The following is a 15,442-nucleotide window of genomic DNA, read 5'->3' as shown; positions in this document are numbered from 1 at the left end:
AGTTGTGAGGTGCACGTGGCCCGTGCGGCCTGTTCCGATCCTGCCCTGTCCGGGTCCCGCGCGCACACTTCGGCGAGTTACTCAAAGAACTCGCGCCCGGTGGCAGGCCGCGCGGGAGTCGGCGCTCCACGAGCGGTGTGGCGGAGGCGGGCGGCCGGCGCCGGGCCCGAGCAGCGCCTGGTCTTCGTCGACCGGCTCCTGGTCACGCTGGTCCACTAGCGACTTGGGATCCCGCACGCCGCTCTGGCCAAGTCGTACGCAGTGGACCGCTCCACCGCCTCCGGAGCGATCCGGGCCTGGCCTCGGGCACTGCCGACGAGGACCGCCAGGTCACCCAGGATCGCGAACACGACGCGTCTGTCATGGCCTGGCCGGCGACCGTACCCGCGCACAGCGTGTTGCCGTCGGCGAGGAGCGCGGCAAGCAGCATGGGCGGGATGCGGTCGTTGTGCGCGAGGCTCACTCGCACCACGACGTGGGGGTGGCGGGCGAGTTCCGCTGCGAGGTCGGCCGGCAGTTCGGAGGATTCGGCTGCCCGCTCGGCCACGGCCGGGGTCGCGGGCAAGGGTGGCAAGGACGTCGGGTGGCAGGCCGGTGACGTAGGAGGCCAGCTCGCCACGGACTTCTGGGTCGTGGTGCTCGGCGAGTTCTCGCACCACTACTTCCGGCGCGATCCCGGCCTGGGCAGCGGCCGGCAGGAAGGAGGAGTCATGGCGTGGCACCTCGGCCCAGGGAACCATGCCACGCGCGATCAGCGAGGGGACGTCGACGTCTTCGTAGGCCAGGAGGATGCGTGCCTGGACCTCGGACAGGTCATCGCGATAGGTCAGTACGTGACGGACGTCTTCGTCGCCCGTCTTCGCGAGCGTCTCGAACAGGTTCTCCGGGAGGGCCGGATTGGCCGCGATCCCCTCCATGACGACCTGCACCAGATCTCCCTCACACTGCCCTGAACGTCCCCGTCACCCTCGTGTTGCGGGGGTGGAACGCCGAGACCGACGGGTGATGCAACGTCTCCGGGATTCAAACCCGGGTTTCCAGCTCCGGCGAACCGGCGACCGGCGACCGGCGACAGCCAGGCTCTCCGCTCAGCCGGTCTTCTCCATGCCCGGGCGCAGGCGCTCCAGCAGGGCATACAGGGTCGCGCTCTCGTCCGCGCCGAGCGTGTCGAGCGCGCCATGCGTCGCCTGCATCTCCTCACGCACGCGCCGGATGACCTCCCGGCCCTCGTCCGTCGCCACGACGTTCTTGACCCGGCGGTCGGCCGGGGCGGGCTCGCGGCGCACCAGGCCACGAGCCTCGAGGCGGTCGACGATCCCGGTGACGTTCGAGGCATCGCACACCAGCAGGGTGGCGAGCGCGCGCATCGGCAGCGGTCCATCGAGCTGGGCGAGGAGCTTGGCCTGCGTGGACGTCAGCCCGTGGTGGGCCGCGGCGGCCGCGAAGTCGCGCCACTGAGCGGTGCCGATGGCGGCGAGGAGCTCAAGCAGCTTGAGCTTGGTGGGCGTCTCGGGGGTCGTCGCGCTCATGGTTCGAGCGTACTCAAGGTCCTTGACATTATCAATTGTTTACTTGACCTCCTCAACTATCGAGGTCTAACTTCGACGCATTACTTGATGACATCAAACATCTACATCCTGAAGCACTGAGAAGGCCCCCACTCATGAGCCCCGTGACTCCTCCGTCCACCGCCGACCCCCGGCGCGAGACGCTCGTCATCTTCGCGCTGAGCCTCGCCGCCATGGTCGTGTCGATGATGCAGACCCTGCCGGTCCCGATCCTCGGCCTCATCCGCGCCGACCTCGGCACCTCGACCGCCAACGTGAGCTGGGTCACCACCGCGACCTTGCTGTCCGCCGCCGTCTTCACCCCGCTGCTGGGCCGCTTCGGCGACCAGCACGGCAAGAAGCCCACGCTGGTGGCCGTCCTCGGTGTCATGGTCGTCGGCTCCGTCGTCGCCGCCCTGGCGACCTCGCTCCCGCTGCTGATCCTGGGCCGCGTCCTCCAGGGCGCCGCCACGGCGATCTTCCCGCTCGCCCTGTCCGTCCTGCGCGAGGAGGTCCGCCCGCAGAAGCTGCCCGGCGCGATGTCGCTCGTGAGCGGGACCCTCGCCTTCGGCAGCGGACTCGCACTCGTCGCCACCGGCCTGCTGACCTCCGGGTCCGGTGCCGACTACCGCAGCGCCTTCTGGATGGCGACCGGCTTCGCCGCGCTCGCCCTGCTCGCTGTCGTCCTCCTGGTCCCCGCCACCCGCCACAAGACCGGCGGACGCACCGACTTCCTCGGCGCGCTGACCCTCGGCATCACCCTGCTGCTGCTCCTGCTCCCCATCTCGCAGGGCCACGAGTGGGGCTGGACCTCCGCCCGCACGCTGGGCACCCTCGCCGGCGCCGCCGTCATGACCGCCGTCTGGGTCGTCACCGAGCTCAAGGTCCGCGAGCCACTCGTCGACATGCGCATGTTCATCCACCGGCCGGTGCTCATGGCCAACCTGGCCGGCATCCTCGTCGGCTTCGGCATGTTCGCGAACTTCCTCGGCGTCTCGTACCTCGTCCAGATGCCCGAGGCCCTCACCGGCTACGGCTTCGACGCCTCCATCCTGCGCGCCTCCGTACAGTTCCTGCTGCCCGGCGCAATCGTCTCCCTGCTCGCCTCCCCCATCGGCGGTCAGCTCGTCCGCCACCGCGGCGCGCGCACAGCGCTCATCCTCGCCGCCGGACTCGGCGCCGCGGGATTCGGCTGGCTCGCCCTGGACCACGGCCACACCGCCTCGGTGATCGGTGCCGGTGTGGTCGTCGGTGCGGCCGTCAGCTTCGGTTACGCGGCCATGCCCGCCGTCATCATGGCGAGCGTCCCGCATCACCAGAGCGGCATCGCCAACGGCATCAACTCCATCTCCCGTTCCACCGGCAGTGCGATCGGGAGCGCCGTCGTCACCACGATCCTCGCCTCCAAGACCATCGAGCACCTGCCCGCCGGCGTCCCCGCTCTGCCCGCCGAGTCCGGCTTCACCCTCACCTTCTGGCTCGGCGCGGCGGCCTTCGCCCTCGTCGCGGTCATCGGGCGGCTCGGCCTGAAAAGCCGCCAGGAGCCTCGTATCGCTCCGGCGGCGAACACTCCCTCCGCCGCCAAGATCGCCGAACCGACCGCCCGATGAGCAGACGCGGCCCGGACCACGACCCGATTCCGGCGGCAAACCGGTGAAAACCGGCACCGCGCCTGCTCGCGCAGGTGGAGGACCATGGACAGCATCGACTCGTCGGTGACGCCCGCGCCACCGATCGTCTTGCCACGCTTGCGGGCGGACTCGTGGCCCTCCAGGGTGCGGTCGCGGATTAGCCCTGCAGACCGTCCCCTGCTGAGTAGCCCCTTGTCCGGCTTCAGGTTGCAGTCAGCCGCCGTACACGTGCCGGTGGCGGCCTTCGTCTCGGCTTGGGTGCAGGGGTGGTTTGCTCAGGCATCGGTGTCGTTGTAGGCCAGGTTGCCGCCCAGTTCGAGGGAGGCTTCGGCTTGGACAGCAGTTCCTGGGCCTTGGCCTTCACGCCGTCGATGGCGTCGGCGCCGGCGACGAAGCGCTGCAGCGGCTTTGCCTGGCCGGCGATGGTCAGCAGGGCGCGGGCGAGTTTGACGGGGTCGCCGGTCAGCTGTCCGTTCATGCTCTTCCAGGCTTCGATGGTCGCGGTGGTGCGCTCGGCGTAGTCGTCGATGGTCGGCTCGGGCCAGGTGGTGGAGGCGTCCACAAGCAGCTCGGTGCGGAAGAAGCCGGGTTCCACGATCGTGGTGTGGAATTTGTAAGGCTCGACGTCGTAGCGCAGGGATTCCATCCAGCCCTCGACGCCGAACTTGGAGGCGGCGTAGGCGACGCAGAACTCCTGTCCGATGATGCCGGCGGAGGAGGACAGGGTGATGATGTGACCGGCGCTCAGGGAGACCGCGGAGGCCATTGGGCTCCGCGGCAGGCCAGTCACAGTGAAGGCACTTCGTTAGGAGTTCTAAGTCACGTGCTCCCCGAGCCGCACCATGGCTCGTTCCAGCTCCCCGCGCGTCCCGATCGGGACGAGGGCAGGGCGCCCAGGGACGCGTACGCCTCCCGTGAGGGCGACCCTCGTCCGCCCGTCGCCCATCGCGTCGGCCGCCATCCCGACCACCAGGAACCGGCTCTGCAGCCAGCCCCAGCCGGGGCGCAGGACGCCGTGGAAGTGGGCGCGCAGACCGTACCGGCTGCGGGCCAGCGCCTCGACGCGGTCGCCGTCGACGCGGAGGACCCGCACGGACCGCATGTCGGGCTGGAACTCCCCGAAGCCCCCTTCGAGATCGCCCATCACGCCCCACACCTCGTCGAACGCCGCGGGCAGCACCCGTTCGACGACGTGCGCCCCCCGGATCGCGGCCCCCAGGACGCGCAGCCGCCCCACATTGCTCTGTGTCATCCGTTCCACGCCTTTCGGAAACTCTGCCGGGCCCGGTGCAGCCGCGACTTCGCGGTGCCGGCCGGAACACCGAGTACGGCCGCCGCGGACTCCTCGTCCATTCCTTCGACATCGCGCAATACGAGGACGGCGCGATGCTGCGGGGACAGCCGCGAGAGCACGTCGTCGATGTCGGCGGCCAGCTGCGGATCACCCCGCTGCGGTACGTCGGCCAGCTCGGCCGGCCGCACCCGGGCCGCCTGCTTGGCGACGCGGACCGCCTCGCGTACGGAGATGCCCCGCACCCACCCGTACAGCGCCTCCGGGTCCCGCAGCGACCGCAGCGACGTGAACACGGCGACCAGTGCTTCCTGTGTGGCGTCCGGGCCGTCGTCCAGCGCGATCGAGCGGCAGATCCGGGCGATGTACGGGGTGAGGTGATCGAGCAGGTCGTGCAGGGCCAGCGTGTCGCCCCGCCGGGCGGCCCGGGCGAGCGCGACGCCCCGGTCGACACCCGTGTCGGCGTGGTCAGCGGGCGGCACGCAGCGCCGCCCATCCGAAGACCAGGCACAGGGGCGTGTACAGCAACGCGTTCAGCCACGGGAACGCCGCACCGGACCCGTCGCGGCCGATCACGATCCACACCAGTCCGACCGTCGCGCGCAGCAGCATCCCGGCGGCGACCGCGGCCGTGACCAGACGTGTCGCCCTGCCGCCGCGATCACGCACCCGGGCGAACACGGCCAGGGCGGCGAGGCCCTCCAGCGCGGCAAGCGGCAGCACGACGGACGGTCCGAACGAGACGGCACTGCCGAGGACCGCGAGCGAGAGCCCCCGCTCGTCGTGGGCCGGCCACGTCAGGCCGGTGGCCCAATAGACGTGCACCACAGCGAGGACGGCGAGCAGCGCCGAAACGGCGCGCGCGCCGGTGGCCGTGCGAGGCCGCTGAATTTCAATGACCGCCATGGGTCCCCCTCCGAAACGAGCCCGGCGTCGAGCGCCGACACCTCAAGGAGGAGCCGAAGCACCCAAAGGTTCCCTGTGAGCCGCCTCACACCGCATCCGAGGGTCACCACCGCACCCGGCGGCGAACTACCACCACATCACCTACGACAAGCACGCCGGCGGCAACTCCAACACCTCCGCCGGCTACTCCTTCGAAGCATGCCTGCGCGGCGTTGACGTCCGCGAAGGAGACGCACCCCTGGCCCGCGGCGCCCGCCGACGGGCGCGGTCCTGGGATTCCGTTACGCGTCTGCGGGGGGGCGGGCGGGACGCCGGCGGATCAGCCTGGGGGTGCGCCTGGGCAGGGGGTGCAGGCGTTGGACTCGGATTTGCTGATGATCGCCACTGGCGCCGCCTGCGTCAGGCGACCAGTTCGTAGATACTCCGGGCCGTCAGCCAGAGGCCGGCGAGCAGAGCAAGGGCGACGATCAGCTGCTCCTGGTGGTCTCCCAGCCAGGTCCGTAGGGCATTCAACCGCGCGTTCGCGGCCTTGGGTGCCCAGAGCGTGTACGTCGCCATGACGATGAGGCTGAGTGTGGCCAGGAGGCAGTAGCCGGCCAGTGCGAACCAGTCGGCTGCGGTGGAGAGGTTCGCGTCGACCGCGGTCGCGGCGCCGGCGCCGACCAGTCCCCAGGGCTGCAGCACCCACGCCAGACCGGCTGCCGCGAACGGAGAGGCGTTGTCGATCCGGGCCGTCCAGCGTGGCGGGCCGTGCGGGCGGGGCGGCCGGCGGTGCCGGTACACCCCGTACACCACGAGCGCCAGACCGATGGCGAGTTTCACGGCGATCGCGGCGGTCGAAGGCACGCTGTGACGGGCCGGGGGTTGCCCGCCGGTCAGCACCACCACGACGGCGATCACCGCAACCAGGTTGGCCAGCCACGACAACAGGAACGCCAGACCCTGACGAACGCCGCGCCGCGAGGAGAGCAGCAGGATGAAAGCGCTGTTGTGCAGAGGCCCCAAGGTGATGGCCGTACCGATCACCACCAGGTCGAGGACCATCGGACCAGTCGCTCCTGGATGTCAGGGCCGCCTGCCCCTCGTGGCCGAGGGACCGGCCGGCAGAAGGAGGCGGCGTTGCTACGTTACGCATCCCGACTCTGCTGTGCGGTGTCCCGGCCGGTCAAGCAGGCCACGCCCATGAAACCCTGCCGGTCCGTCGGGAAACCGCATCACCGGCTCACGTCTTCCTGGGCTTCAACAAGGGCAGCGCTGGGGCTGGGGTTGTCGGCAGTCGCCTCGGGGGTGCCGTGTTGCTCTCCTTCGGGGCGGCCCTTCTTGGGCAGCAGGAAGGTGATCGCGAGGAAGACCACCAGCAGGCATGCCTGGACGATCAGCGCGCGGTGGAAGCCGCCGATGAAGTCACCGGTCTTGGCCTGGGCGAAGAACACCGAGCCGAAGACCGCGACGCCGATGGAGCCGCCGACCGCCTGGACCGCCGACAGGACACCGGAGGCGGAACCGATCTCGTCGTCGTCGACCGCGGCCAGGATGAAGCTGAACAGGGCGGCGATCACCATGCCGGCGCCGATGCCCGCCACTGTCACGCCGGGAACGATGTCCCAGATCGAGAACGAGGCGGCGTCGAGGCCGTCGAGCTCGAACCACAGCACGGCCGCGCCGGCCAGCTGGACCAGCGGTCCGATCTGGAGCACCTTGCGGCCGATCTTGTCGGCGAGGAACGCGCCACTGACCGCGCCGCCGATCGCGGTTCCCACTGCGAGGGGCAGGTTGCCCAGTCCCGCGTCACCGGCGGTGAAGTGCCGGCCGATCTGGAGGAACAGGGTCAGGACGAGCTGGGTGCCGATCAGTCCGCCGAAGAACAGGGCGATGCCGCCGAGGCCGACGGTGAAGGCCGGCTTGCGGAGCAGGCCCGGGGTCACCAGCGGCTCGCGGCCCGCGGCGGCTGTACGGCGCTGCTGGAGGGCGAAGAGAGCGAACCCGATCACGGAGGCGGCCATGGAGAGCCACGTCCACAGCGGCCAGCCCTCCTCCTGCCCCTGGTTGAGCGGCAGCACCAGCAGGGCGCAGGAAGCCGCGACCAGGGCGGCGCCGGTCATGTCGACCCGTACCGTGCGGTCGCCCGCCTTCTTGGGCACGAACTTCGCGGCGACGATCAATGCCGCGATTCCGATGGGCAGGTTGATCAGGAACACCGACCGCCAGCCCAGGTCGAAGAAGTCGCCCTCGATGAGGAAGCCGCCCAGGACCGGGCCGATGATGCCGCCCAGGCCGAGAACGGGTCCGAAGATCGCGAAGACCTTGGTGAGTTCGGGGGCGGAGAAGTTCTCCCGCAGCAGGCCCAGGCCCTGGGGCAGCAGCATCGCTCCGGCGGTGCCCTGCAGCAGGCGGAAGGCGATCAGCGACTCGATGTTCGGCGCGATCGCGCACAGCAGGGAGGTCGCGGTGAAGGCCGCCAGGCCGATCAGGAACATTCTGCGCCGGCCGTAGCGGTCGCCGAGTCGGCCGCCGAGCACGAGCCCGGCGCCCAGGGTGAGGGCGTAGCCGCCGATCACCCATTGCAGTCCGACGGAACCGGCACCGAGCGATCTCTCCAGGTCCGGTCCGGCGACGTTGACGATCGAGGCGTCCAGGAGATCCATGATCTCCGCGACGATCATCACCGCCAGGATCAGCCATCGCCATCGGTAGGGCTCGGTCGTCTTGTCAGGGGTGGGGGACGGGTCACGCACGCCAGATACCTCCATGGTGAAGTAATTCCACCGTGAAGGTAAAGTGATGGCGGTAGGTTGTCAAAGCGGAGTGAGCCTGCGGACCGTGCGGACCGCGCGGCAGGAGAGAAGGGTGGAGGGTCGGCATGGAGGAAGCCGTGCGCGACGGCGTCGCGGAGCAGCGTGAGCGGCTGATGGAATCACTGAGGATCTACGGCGGCCACTACGCCGAGCTCAGCCGGCGCTTCGCCGCCTGGCTGGGCCTGCACTCCACCGACGCGACCGCGGTCCTGGAGATCGCCGCCGCCGAGGAGCGCGGCACCCCCCTGTCCCCGGCACGGCTGAGCGAACGGATCTCCCTCTCCACCGGCGCCACCACCGCACTCCTGAACCGCCTCGAATCGGCGGGGCACATCACCCGCGCCCGCGAGCACTCCGACCGACGCATCGTCACTCTGCGCAGCGGAGCACACATCCAGGAACGTGCGGACGAGTTCTTCGGCCCGCTCGCCCACCGCCTCGACGCCGCGATGTCGCACCACCCGCCCCGACTCCTGGAACAGTTCGAAGCGTTCATGGCCGAACTGAACACCACCATGAACAGCCACCTGACCGACCAGGACACGTGCCCCCCGCCCGCCCGCACCCCTGATCACCGGGCTCCCTGACCGGCTTGCTCCCAGCCGCCCAGCTCGCTTCCCCCACCCGCTCATACTCGCCTCCCACATCGCGCACTGCGCACCTATGGGAAGACGCCTTCAAGTTCGAGAGGGACCGACCAGGGCTATTCGTGGGCACCACTGCTCCCTGGCTGCCGTGGCTCACGCGACCAACCCGTGGGAACTGGTCATTCTGTGCCCGTCCTGCAGCCGCGGAAACCGGCTGGGCCGCATGGCTGCAGCCGCGCAGGCGCTTCGCGAGTTAGCCGGTCCAACCGCCGCGCCGGCGATGGGCGTGGCGTAGAGCAGCGCGCGGTGTTCGGCGTACCGCTTCCGTTTCATGGCCTGGATGGTGCCCTCGTCGGGTCGGAGACGACCCGACGAGGGCACCCCGAGCACACGAGGGACCCGCACCCATCGGTGCGGGCCTGGTTTTGGCAGGTAAAACGCCGCCTCCGACCGGTTCACTCGTCCGAGGGCGAGTTGAGGCCGACCACTTCCACGGGGCGGTTGCGTCACCTGGACCGGGGCCTGGCGGCACTTTCGTTGCGGGCGCGGCGGATCGCCGCGGCCTAGACGGCGGAGGCGGTTTCGCGTTCCTGGGCGAACGCGGCACGGGCGTCGGCGGGGATCAGGGAGGGGCCGCCGGTGGTGGCGCGGTGGCCCGGGTCTGCACCCGCTGGCCCCGGCCGCAGAGTCCTGCTCGGCGGCCGGGGTCAGTGCGGGGGGGGCTGGCGGTCTGGGCGTACCAGGCGGACTGGTCATGTGGGGAGGCCGGCGAGCGGATGCTCGTTCAGTTCGTCTACGGGTTGATCAGGTGGTCGCCTGAGCAACCGACCGCGACCAGGCCGCTGGGTGGTCGGTGTCGCCGAGGAGGGGAAGACGCGGCGCGGAAGGCTCGATAGCTGCCTGTGGCGTTGTCGGCCTTTGAGGAGCGAGTTGTCCGGGTCGGCCTGCGTGGCGGCCATGGCCGTCAGAGCTCCGGGGAAGTGGGCGCCTTCGCCGGTGTCGATCAACTGCTCGTCGCGCAGCCAGTCCAGCAGCCGGACCGCGGTGTTCATCGGCATCCGTGTCCCCCGGGCGAGGGCACGGGTGTCGACGCCTTCGGCGGCGTGGATGAGCAGAAGCATGTCGCGTGCCCATTGCGTGGTCTGCCCTCGCGCCGGGACCACGGCGGGGGTGGTGCTGTGGCGTGCCGTGTCGGTGAGGACAGCTGGACGCAGGGCGCTGGCCGACCACCACGGCGCGCCCGCGGGAGCCGAGAGCGTGCTCGACATGGGACGCACGGGGGTTCCACGCTCAGGTCGGGCACTGACGAAGTGCGGGCCAGAGCCTTGAACTTCCCCCGGTGGCAGTCTTGTTGAGGCCGAACCTGCTCGTTCAGAGGTACCGCACGTATCGGCGAACGAGGGTTACCGCTGCGCGTCTGCTTGGGCGCGGGCGCGTTCGATGTCGGGGACGTGGCTCTCGGCCCATTCCCGGACCGCACGCAGGGGTGTCAGCAGTGACCGCCCGAGGCCGGTGAGGGCGTACTCGACATGCGGGGGGCTCGCGGGAATCTCCGTGCGAGAGATCAGACCGTCGTACTCCATCGCGCGAAGGGTCTCGGTGAGCGCCTTCGGTGTGATCCCCCGGATGTGCGCCTTGAGTTCGGTGAATCGCATCGGCCTGTTGTCCAGCGCGTTGACGATGAACACCGTCCAGCGCGCCCCGATCCGGTGCAGAACGGTGCGACTGGGGCAGGTCGCGGCCATGACGTTGTAGGCGTTACCCATGCACGACTCCCGGTAGCGTTGTAGATACCGGTATAGATTCTATACCGTCCGGGTCGTGACCATTCCCGAATGCTCGATCCGTCCCTCGATAGTTCGGCACGGCCGTTTCGTCGCAGCGATCGTCATCGACTCGATCGGCACCGGTGTCTTCGTCCCCGTGTCGATGCTGTACTTCCTGGCCACGACGTCGCTGACGCTGGTGCAGGTGGGCGCGGCACTGACGACGGCCGGGCTGCTGGCGCTCCCTGCGGGCCCTCTCGTCGGAGGACTGGTCGACCGGTACGGCGCCAAGCCGGTACTGCAGGCGGCAAACCTGGCCCAGGCGCTCGGCTTCGCCGGGTATCTCGTCGTGGGGCAGACATGGCAGATCGTCATCTGCGCCTGGTTGAACAGTGCCGGACGGGCGGTGTTCTTCAGCTGCTACGGCGTGACCGTCACGGCGCTGGCCGCGCCTGGCCAACGCGAGCGATGGTTCGGTCTTCTGGGTTCAGTACGCAACCTCGGCTACGCAGTCGGCGGGCTGCTCTCCGCCGTCGCGGTCAGCTTCGGCACCCACGGCGTCTGGGCCGCGATCGTGATCGTCAATGCCTTGTCCTATGTCACCGCCTTCGTTCTGATGCGGGCGGTGCCGAACATCCGTGCCGCCAAGGCGGGCCAGGACGCTGCCGGAGGCTGGGGGCACGTGCTCAGGGACCGGCGGTACTTGTCACTGGTCGCGCATCAACTGTGCTTCGCGATCTCCTTGTTCGCCCTCAACATCGCGATACCCGTCTACGCCGTGGACGTGCTGGGACTGCCTGGCTGGACTGCCGGCGCGATCTTCACGCTCAACACCCTGATGGTCGGCTTCGGCCAGGGCCTCGTCATCGGGTGGCTCAGCGGGCGAATCCGCAGCCGCGTCCTCGTCGCCGGACACGCCTGCTTCGCGGCCGGCTACCTCCTGTTCCTTGCCGCCGACCACGTGGCTGCGCTCGCCCTCGCGGTCGGCATCGTATTGCTCGGCGCATGCAGCTACACCTTCGGCGAAGTCCTCTGCGGCCCCATCACCTCGACTGTCGCCGCGGAGAGCGCCCCAGACGCTCTCCGCGGCCGGTACTTGGCCCTCAACCAGCTCGCCGTGACAGTCGCCGGAGCGATCGCTCCGGCCGCCCTCTCCGGGTTGCTTTCCAGCGGGGCAACCGCGACCTGGCTGACCCTGGTCGGCGTCAGCGCCCTCGGAGCCACACTCGCCACGACGATCGGCAGAGTGGTTCCAGCGGCGCGGAGCCGCATCGGAGGTGCTTAGGCCGTGCCCTACGTGGTGAGGCGGGCGAGGCGCTTGCAGCAACAGAGAGCGGCGACGAGCCCAAGGAAGGCCAGGTAGTCGTGGCGGTCCCGGGTTGCGGCCGGCCACATCGGCGCACCGGCCGCAGATCGACCGCAGTCCCAGCTCACCCGGTCGCGGGGTACACGTTCATGTCGATGCCCACCGCGGCGTACTCGTTGATCATGTACGGGCTCTCGCTGTCGTAGAGGCCGCGGTCCTTGCCCGTGCGGGCGTCGAGGATGACGCCTTCGGCGTCGGCGGTGGCGTAGACGGCACCGTGGAAGGCGTTCAGCACCTCGGGCTTCTTCCGTGAGGGGTCGTCCTCGGAGATGGTCCAGAGCACCTTGCGGCTCTGGGCGTCGATGCCCTGTGCGATCTCCTTGGTGTCGCAGACGACCACGGACCGCTGGTCGTGGAAGCAGTGGATGAAGCTGCCGTTCGGTGCGCTGGAGACGCGCTCGCCCGTACGGCTGTCGCGCAGCGTTCCCGCGACGAAGAAGCCGCCTCCCACCTGCTCGACCTCCACGCCGGCGCGGCCCTCCTGCTTCCAGCGCGGGGAGCCGTCCGTGAGCGCCAGGCCCGCGAGGGCGAGGTCCTCCTGCGGGGAGTGCCAGCCGTCGATCGACTGGAAGGTCGCCTCCTTACTGAGCTGGGCGCCGATGACGACGCCGCCGTCCAGCGCGGCGCCCGCGAAGCCGTCCTTCTGCCAGGTCACCTGGTGGCTCTTCAGGTCGACCGCGTAGGTGGTGGCGCTCTGGCCGCCGTCACTGCCGGCATCGTCCGGGCTGGTGAGGACCCTGACGGCCGCGGTTCCGCCCTCGGCGCCGATCACCGCCGGCTCCAGGTCACTGACGGTCGCCCCCTTCGGCGCGGGCAGCCGGACCGTCCAGGACACCTTGCCGCTGTCCGCGTCGACGGAACGCAGGTAGACGTCGGTCCGGTCACGCTTGGTGCCGGAGCCCTTCGTGTAGTCGGCGTACGCGAAGAGGACGCCCGTGTGTCCGTCCTGCTGGGCGAGGACCGGGGGGATGGTCTGGTCGTCGCTCGGCACGCCCTCCTTGCCGGTGTACCAGTCCTTGCGGCCGAGGGGGGACGACCAGAGCTTCTGCCCGGAGTGGGTGTCGTAGGCGTCGAGGGCCTCGGAGGTCCGGTGGTACAGCCTGGGCCCGTGCAGGGCGAACCCCCAGTCCTTGACGTCCTCGTCCACGGGCAGTGCGATCTCCTTGCCGAACTTCGCCGGAGGATCGAACGCCTTCGGCTTCGCCGCGGCGGGAGACTTGGCGCCGGAGGCCGCACCCGGGGCCCTGGCGTCCGCGTCCGTCCCGGACGCGCCGTCGGAACAGCCCGCCAAACCGGTCAGCACAGCCACGAGAGCCAGATGCATGACGTGCCGGTGCGTCACTCGCACAGTGATCTCCTCTTTTGGACAACTCCTCAGCAGCCTAGTGGCGTTGTCCTCGCAGCGCGTTCGCTTAGACCGTGCCCTATGAGGTGAGGCGGACGAGTCGGTTGTAGCAGCACAGGCCTGCGGCGAGGCCGAGAAAGGCCAGGTGGTTGCGTGGATGGCGCTCGTAGCGGTGGTTGAGCCGGCGGTATCCGGTCAGCCAGGACATGGTCCGCTCGATGCCCCATCTGCGGCGTCCGAGCCGTTCTGATGACTCGATGCCTTTGCGGGCGATACGGACTCCGATGCGTTTAGTGGCGGCCGGGGTGGGGGTCGTGTCCAACTCCACGTACCCCGCCCCATATCAAGGCCAACGACGCCTCATCACATAGGACGAGGTCTTAGTGCTCCGCGACCGCACGGGTTCGCCGGGGTGGCGGTCAGGCGGTTGCACGACACTCCTCTGCGCAGGTGCGCGCGAGGGGGCGCCGAGATCGGACGAGCAACAGGAATAGGCCCCCTCACCGCCTGAACGGGACTCCCTTCAGAGAAACCACACCCACCCTTCGGCATTCCACTCCCCCGCATTCCCCAGTTGGTCCACTCGCGAACCAACTGGGGCGAAGAGCAGCGCTGGGGAGCACTCGAGATCGGCATCACGGCTGGTGGCGCTACAACGGGACGATGCGCCGGCCGACGGCGACGTCGACGTGGGGCCGGTGCACGTGCGGCCGACACGGAGAGAACACCTCCGTCATCGCCTGAAGAAGGTCCGGGAGGACGACGTCCCTGACGCCTACGACACCTCCGGCCCGTACCGGGACTGGACGGCCCACATCGACGAGGTGGACGCCAGGGCCGTGACGCTGCCGGAGGATCTGACGAGTCTGCTGACACAGGTCCGCAAGCGGCCGGACAAGCCGATGGATACGAAAGGGGCCTGTGCTTCGGTCTCCTGGAAGCCACCCGCTCGTGGTTACGCAGACCCTTCCGCCGAACGATCGGCGAAGCCGACTGCGGGTGACCTTGATGGACGGCTCGTCAATGGCGTACAGAGAAGTTCGCGCAGTTCACGAACCCGAAATTCGCACTCGGGGTGCTGGTTGAAACGCATGGCGGCGCGAGCCGGCTCGCGTTGACGACTGTGCTGAGAGCTGCCTACCAGCCTCCGCTGAAGAGCCCGGCGAGTGCCTCGGCCGAGTGTGTGGCGGTGCTGGTGTTGGCAAAGGCGACAACGAGCACAACGCCCGATAGGAGGACCGACACCGTGATCCCGAGTTTCATGGCGCGCCGGGACCGGGCGTCGGAGGTGACCCTGTGCTGCCGCCACTGCACGACGGTGATGACCCCCAGGCCGACGGTGACAAGGGCAGCCATCGCGGCCAGGACCGCGTGGTAGAGGGCGAGGTCGCTCACCATGGCGGTGAGGGCGGGCGCGTGCGGGCCGGCGGGGTAGTCGGCGAGCTGCTGCCGGATCTGGGCGAGCGTGGTGGCGAGTTCACCGTCGGCACCACCGTTGGTGAGCAGGGGAAGCAGCGACGCGAACGGTGCTGTCGCACCTTGGACGTTGGCCACCAGCCCGACGAGAGCGAAGGGCCCGAGCAACGTGACGAGGAGCGCCGGAGGCGCGAGGAGGAAGCCGCCGGGACGGTCGACAGCCGCCCGGCGCCACTGTCGCCACAGGACGACGCCGAGGGTCACGGTCGCCACGAAGAGGAGGGCCGACAGACCGGCCTTGACGAGGTGGAAGCGGAACCAGAAGGCGACCGCGTCCTCCAACTGGCGGGGGAAGTCCTGGCTGCCGGACTCCCAGTATCCGACCATGCCGCTACGGAATGACGCGCTGAGGTTGCCGGTGTCGATGCCCTGATGGGCCAGGGAGTCGGGTACGACGAAGAAGGCGGCCAGGAGCACCGTGGTCACTCCGGTCAGGACGCCGATCTGCCGTCGCGGTGTGCCGGTGAGCCGGGGCAGGGAGTCGAAGCTGTTCATCAATGCCCTTGCTGAAGGAGAAGTGGACCTTCCGTGCGGATGGAGGCCGGGGGCCGGGGCCCCGGTGACGAAAGCCAACGCGATGACGGACGGCTGGTCTGTAAGGCCAACCTCCGACTTGAGGGTGGGGTTACCCTCACCTGGCCTAGGGGGTGTCCGCAATGTCAGTTGGGGAGCCATAGCCGCAGGCAGGCGAGGGTGACCAGGGCTTTGTAGTGGCGGGCTCGTTTGTCGTAG

Annotated in this window: 15 protein-coding genes and 1 pseudogene; 4 read left to right on the top strand and 12 right to left on the bottom strand. The window is 69.5% G+C overall.

Translation table 11 applies throughout. From position 1 onward, the window contains the following. Nucleotides 1-632 precede the first annotated feature (632 nt). Nucleotides 633-953: a hypothetical protein gene (locus ACFC0G_RS37885; RefSeq protein ID WP_376413097.1), complete on the top strand. Its 321-nt coding sequence runs from the start codon at nucleotides 633-635 to the stop codon at nucleotides 951-953. A 135-nt stretch (nucleotides 954-1,088) separates the two neighbouring features. Here ACFC0G_RS37885 and ACFC0G_RS37880 read toward each other — a convergent pair whose 3' ends face one another. Next, nucleotides 1,089-1,529 (bottom strand): MarR family winged helix-turn-helix transcriptional regulator, encoded by a 441-nt coding sequence (locus ACFC0G_RS37880; RefSeq protein ID WP_376413094.1) that lies wholly within the window; start codon nucleotides 1,527-1,529, stop codon nucleotides 1,089-1,091. Between the two features lie 134 nt (nucleotides 1,530-1,663). Here ACFC0G_RS37880 and ACFC0G_RS37875 point away from each other — a divergent pair, with 134 nt between their 5' ends. Beyond that, nucleotides 1,664-3,157, top strand: a complete 1,494-nt coding sequence (locus ACFC0G_RS37875) for an MFS transporter (RefSeq protein ID WP_376413091.1) — start codon at nucleotides 1,664-1,666, stop codon at nucleotides 3,155-3,157. Nucleotides 3,158-3,380: 223 nt separating this feature from the next. Here the strand turns inward: ACFC0G_RS37875 and ACFC0G_RS37870 are convergent, their stop codons facing one another. The 6 genes from ACFC0G_RS37870 to ACFC0G_RS37845 all read right to left on the bottom strand — a co-directional run bounded on the left by ACFC0G_RS37870 (nucleotide 3,381) and on the right by ACFC0G_RS37845 (nucleotide 8,110). Further along, entirely contained in the window at nucleotides 3,381-3,944 is a 564-nt protein-coding gene (locus ACFC0G_RS37870) for an SDR family NAD(P)-dependent oxidoreductase (RefSeq protein ID WP_376413089.1), read from the bottom strand. Nucleotides 3,945-3,992: 48 nt separating this feature from the next. After that, on the bottom strand, nucleotides 3,993-4,430 hold the full coding sequence (locus ACFC0G_RS37865) for a hypothetical protein (RefSeq protein ID WP_376413085.1): 438 nt from the start codon (nucleotides 4,428-4,430) through the stop codon (nucleotides 3,993-3,995). Continuing rightward, nucleotides 4,427-4,951 (bottom strand): RNA polymerase sigma factor, encoded by a 525-nt coding sequence (locus ACFC0G_RS37860; protein WP_376413082.1) that lies wholly within the window; start codon nucleotides 4,949-4,951, stop codon nucleotides 4,427-4,429. Before ACFC0G_RS37860 ends, ACFC0G_RS37865 begins: the two co-directional genes overlap by 4 nt. Further along, the gene (locus tag ACFC0G_RS37855; RefSeq protein ID WP_376413079.1) at nucleotides 4,938-5,375 is read right to left on the bottom strand and encodes a DUF3995 domain-containing protein; all 438 of its coding nucleotides are present in this window, start codon (nucleotides 5,373-5,375) and stop codon (nucleotides 4,938-4,940) included. The genes ACFC0G_RS37860 and ACFC0G_RS37855 overlap by 14 nt, the downstream gene beginning before the upstream one ends. A gap of 399 nt (nucleotides 5,376-5,774) precedes the next feature. Then, nucleotides 5,775-6,419 (bottom strand): GAP family protein, encoded by a 645-nt coding sequence (locus ACFC0G_RS37850; protein WP_376413076.1) that lies wholly within the window; start codon nucleotides 6,417-6,419, stop codon nucleotides 5,775-5,777. Between the two features lie 170 nt (nucleotides 6,420-6,589). Beyond that, nucleotides 6,590-8,110, bottom strand: a complete 1,521-nt coding sequence (locus ACFC0G_RS37845; RefSeq protein ID WP_376413073.1) for an MFS transporter — start codon at nucleotides 8,108-8,110, stop codon at nucleotides 6,590-6,592. A gap of 125 nt (nucleotides 8,111-8,235) precedes the next feature. On the opposite strand from ACFC0G_RS37845, the gene ACFC0G_RS37840 reads away from it, so the two are divergent. Further along, nucleotides 8,236-8,757, top strand: a complete 522-nt coding sequence (locus ACFC0G_RS37840) for a MarR family winged helix-turn-helix transcriptional regulator (protein ID WP_376413070.1) — start codon at nucleotides 8,236-8,238, stop codon at nucleotides 8,755-8,757. Between the two features lie 752 nt (nucleotides 8,758-9,509). On the opposite strand, the gene ACFC0G_RS37835 is transcribed toward ACFC0G_RS37840, so the two are convergent. Together ACFC0G_RS37835 and ACFC0G_RS37830 are read right to left on the bottom strand one after the other, a co-directional pair. Then, nucleotides 9,510-9,878 carry a hypothetical protein gene (locus tag ACFC0G_RS37835; protein WP_376413068.1) on the bottom strand — a complete coding sequence of 123 codons (369 nt, stop codon included), beginning with the start codon at nucleotides 9,876-9,878 and terminating at the stop codon, nucleotides 9,510-9,512. 282 nt (nucleotides 9,879-10,160) lie between these two features. Then, a complete protein-coding gene (locus tag ACFC0G_RS37830) occupies nucleotides 10,161-10,523 on the bottom strand; it encodes a winged helix-turn-helix transcriptional regulator (protein WP_376413065.1) in 363 nt (120 codons plus the stop codon). A gap of 55 nt (nucleotides 10,524-10,578) precedes the next feature. Between ACFC0G_RS37830 and ACFC0G_RS37825 the strand changes: the two genes are divergently transcribed. Then, nucleotides 10,579-11,808 carry an MFS transporter gene (locus ACFC0G_RS37825; protein WP_376413062.1) on the top strand — a complete coding sequence of 410 codons (1,230 nt, stop codon included), beginning with the start codon at nucleotides 10,579-10,581 and terminating at the stop codon, nucleotides 11,806-11,808. Between the two features lie 145 nt (nucleotides 11,809-11,953). Here the strand turns inward: ACFC0G_RS37825 and ACFC0G_RS37820 are convergent, their stop codons facing one another. The 3 genes and pseudogenes from ACFC0G_RS37820 to ACFC0G_RS37810 form a co-directional block, all read right to left on the bottom strand. After that, entirely contained in the window at nucleotides 11,954-13,213 is a 1,260-nt protein-coding gene (locus ACFC0G_RS37820) for a hypothetical protein (protein WP_376413059.1), read from the bottom strand. A 100-nt stretch (nucleotides 13,214-13,313) separates the two neighbouring features. Then, a pseudogene (locus ACFC0G_RS37815) lies at nucleotides 13,314-13,526 on the bottom strand (transposase); the annotation flags it as partial. Nucleotides 13,527-14,371: 845 nt separating this feature from the next. Beyond that, nucleotides 14,372-15,205, bottom strand: coding sequence for a tat (twin-arginine translocation) pathway signal sequence (locus tag ACFC0G_RS37810; protein ID WP_376413056.1), 834 nt, complete (start codon nucleotides 15,203-15,205; stop codon nucleotides 14,372-14,374). Nucleotides 15,206-15,442: the final 237 nt, after the last annotated feature.

The sequence above is a fragment of the Streptomyces sp. NPDC056169 genome, from assembly GCF_042268445.1.
GTDB lineage: Bacteria > Actinomycetota > Actinomycetes > Streptomycetales > Streptomycetaceae > Streptomyces.
The sequence above is the reverse complement of the archived record's forward strand: the minus strand, read 5'-3'. Positions and strand labels throughout refer to the sequence as shown.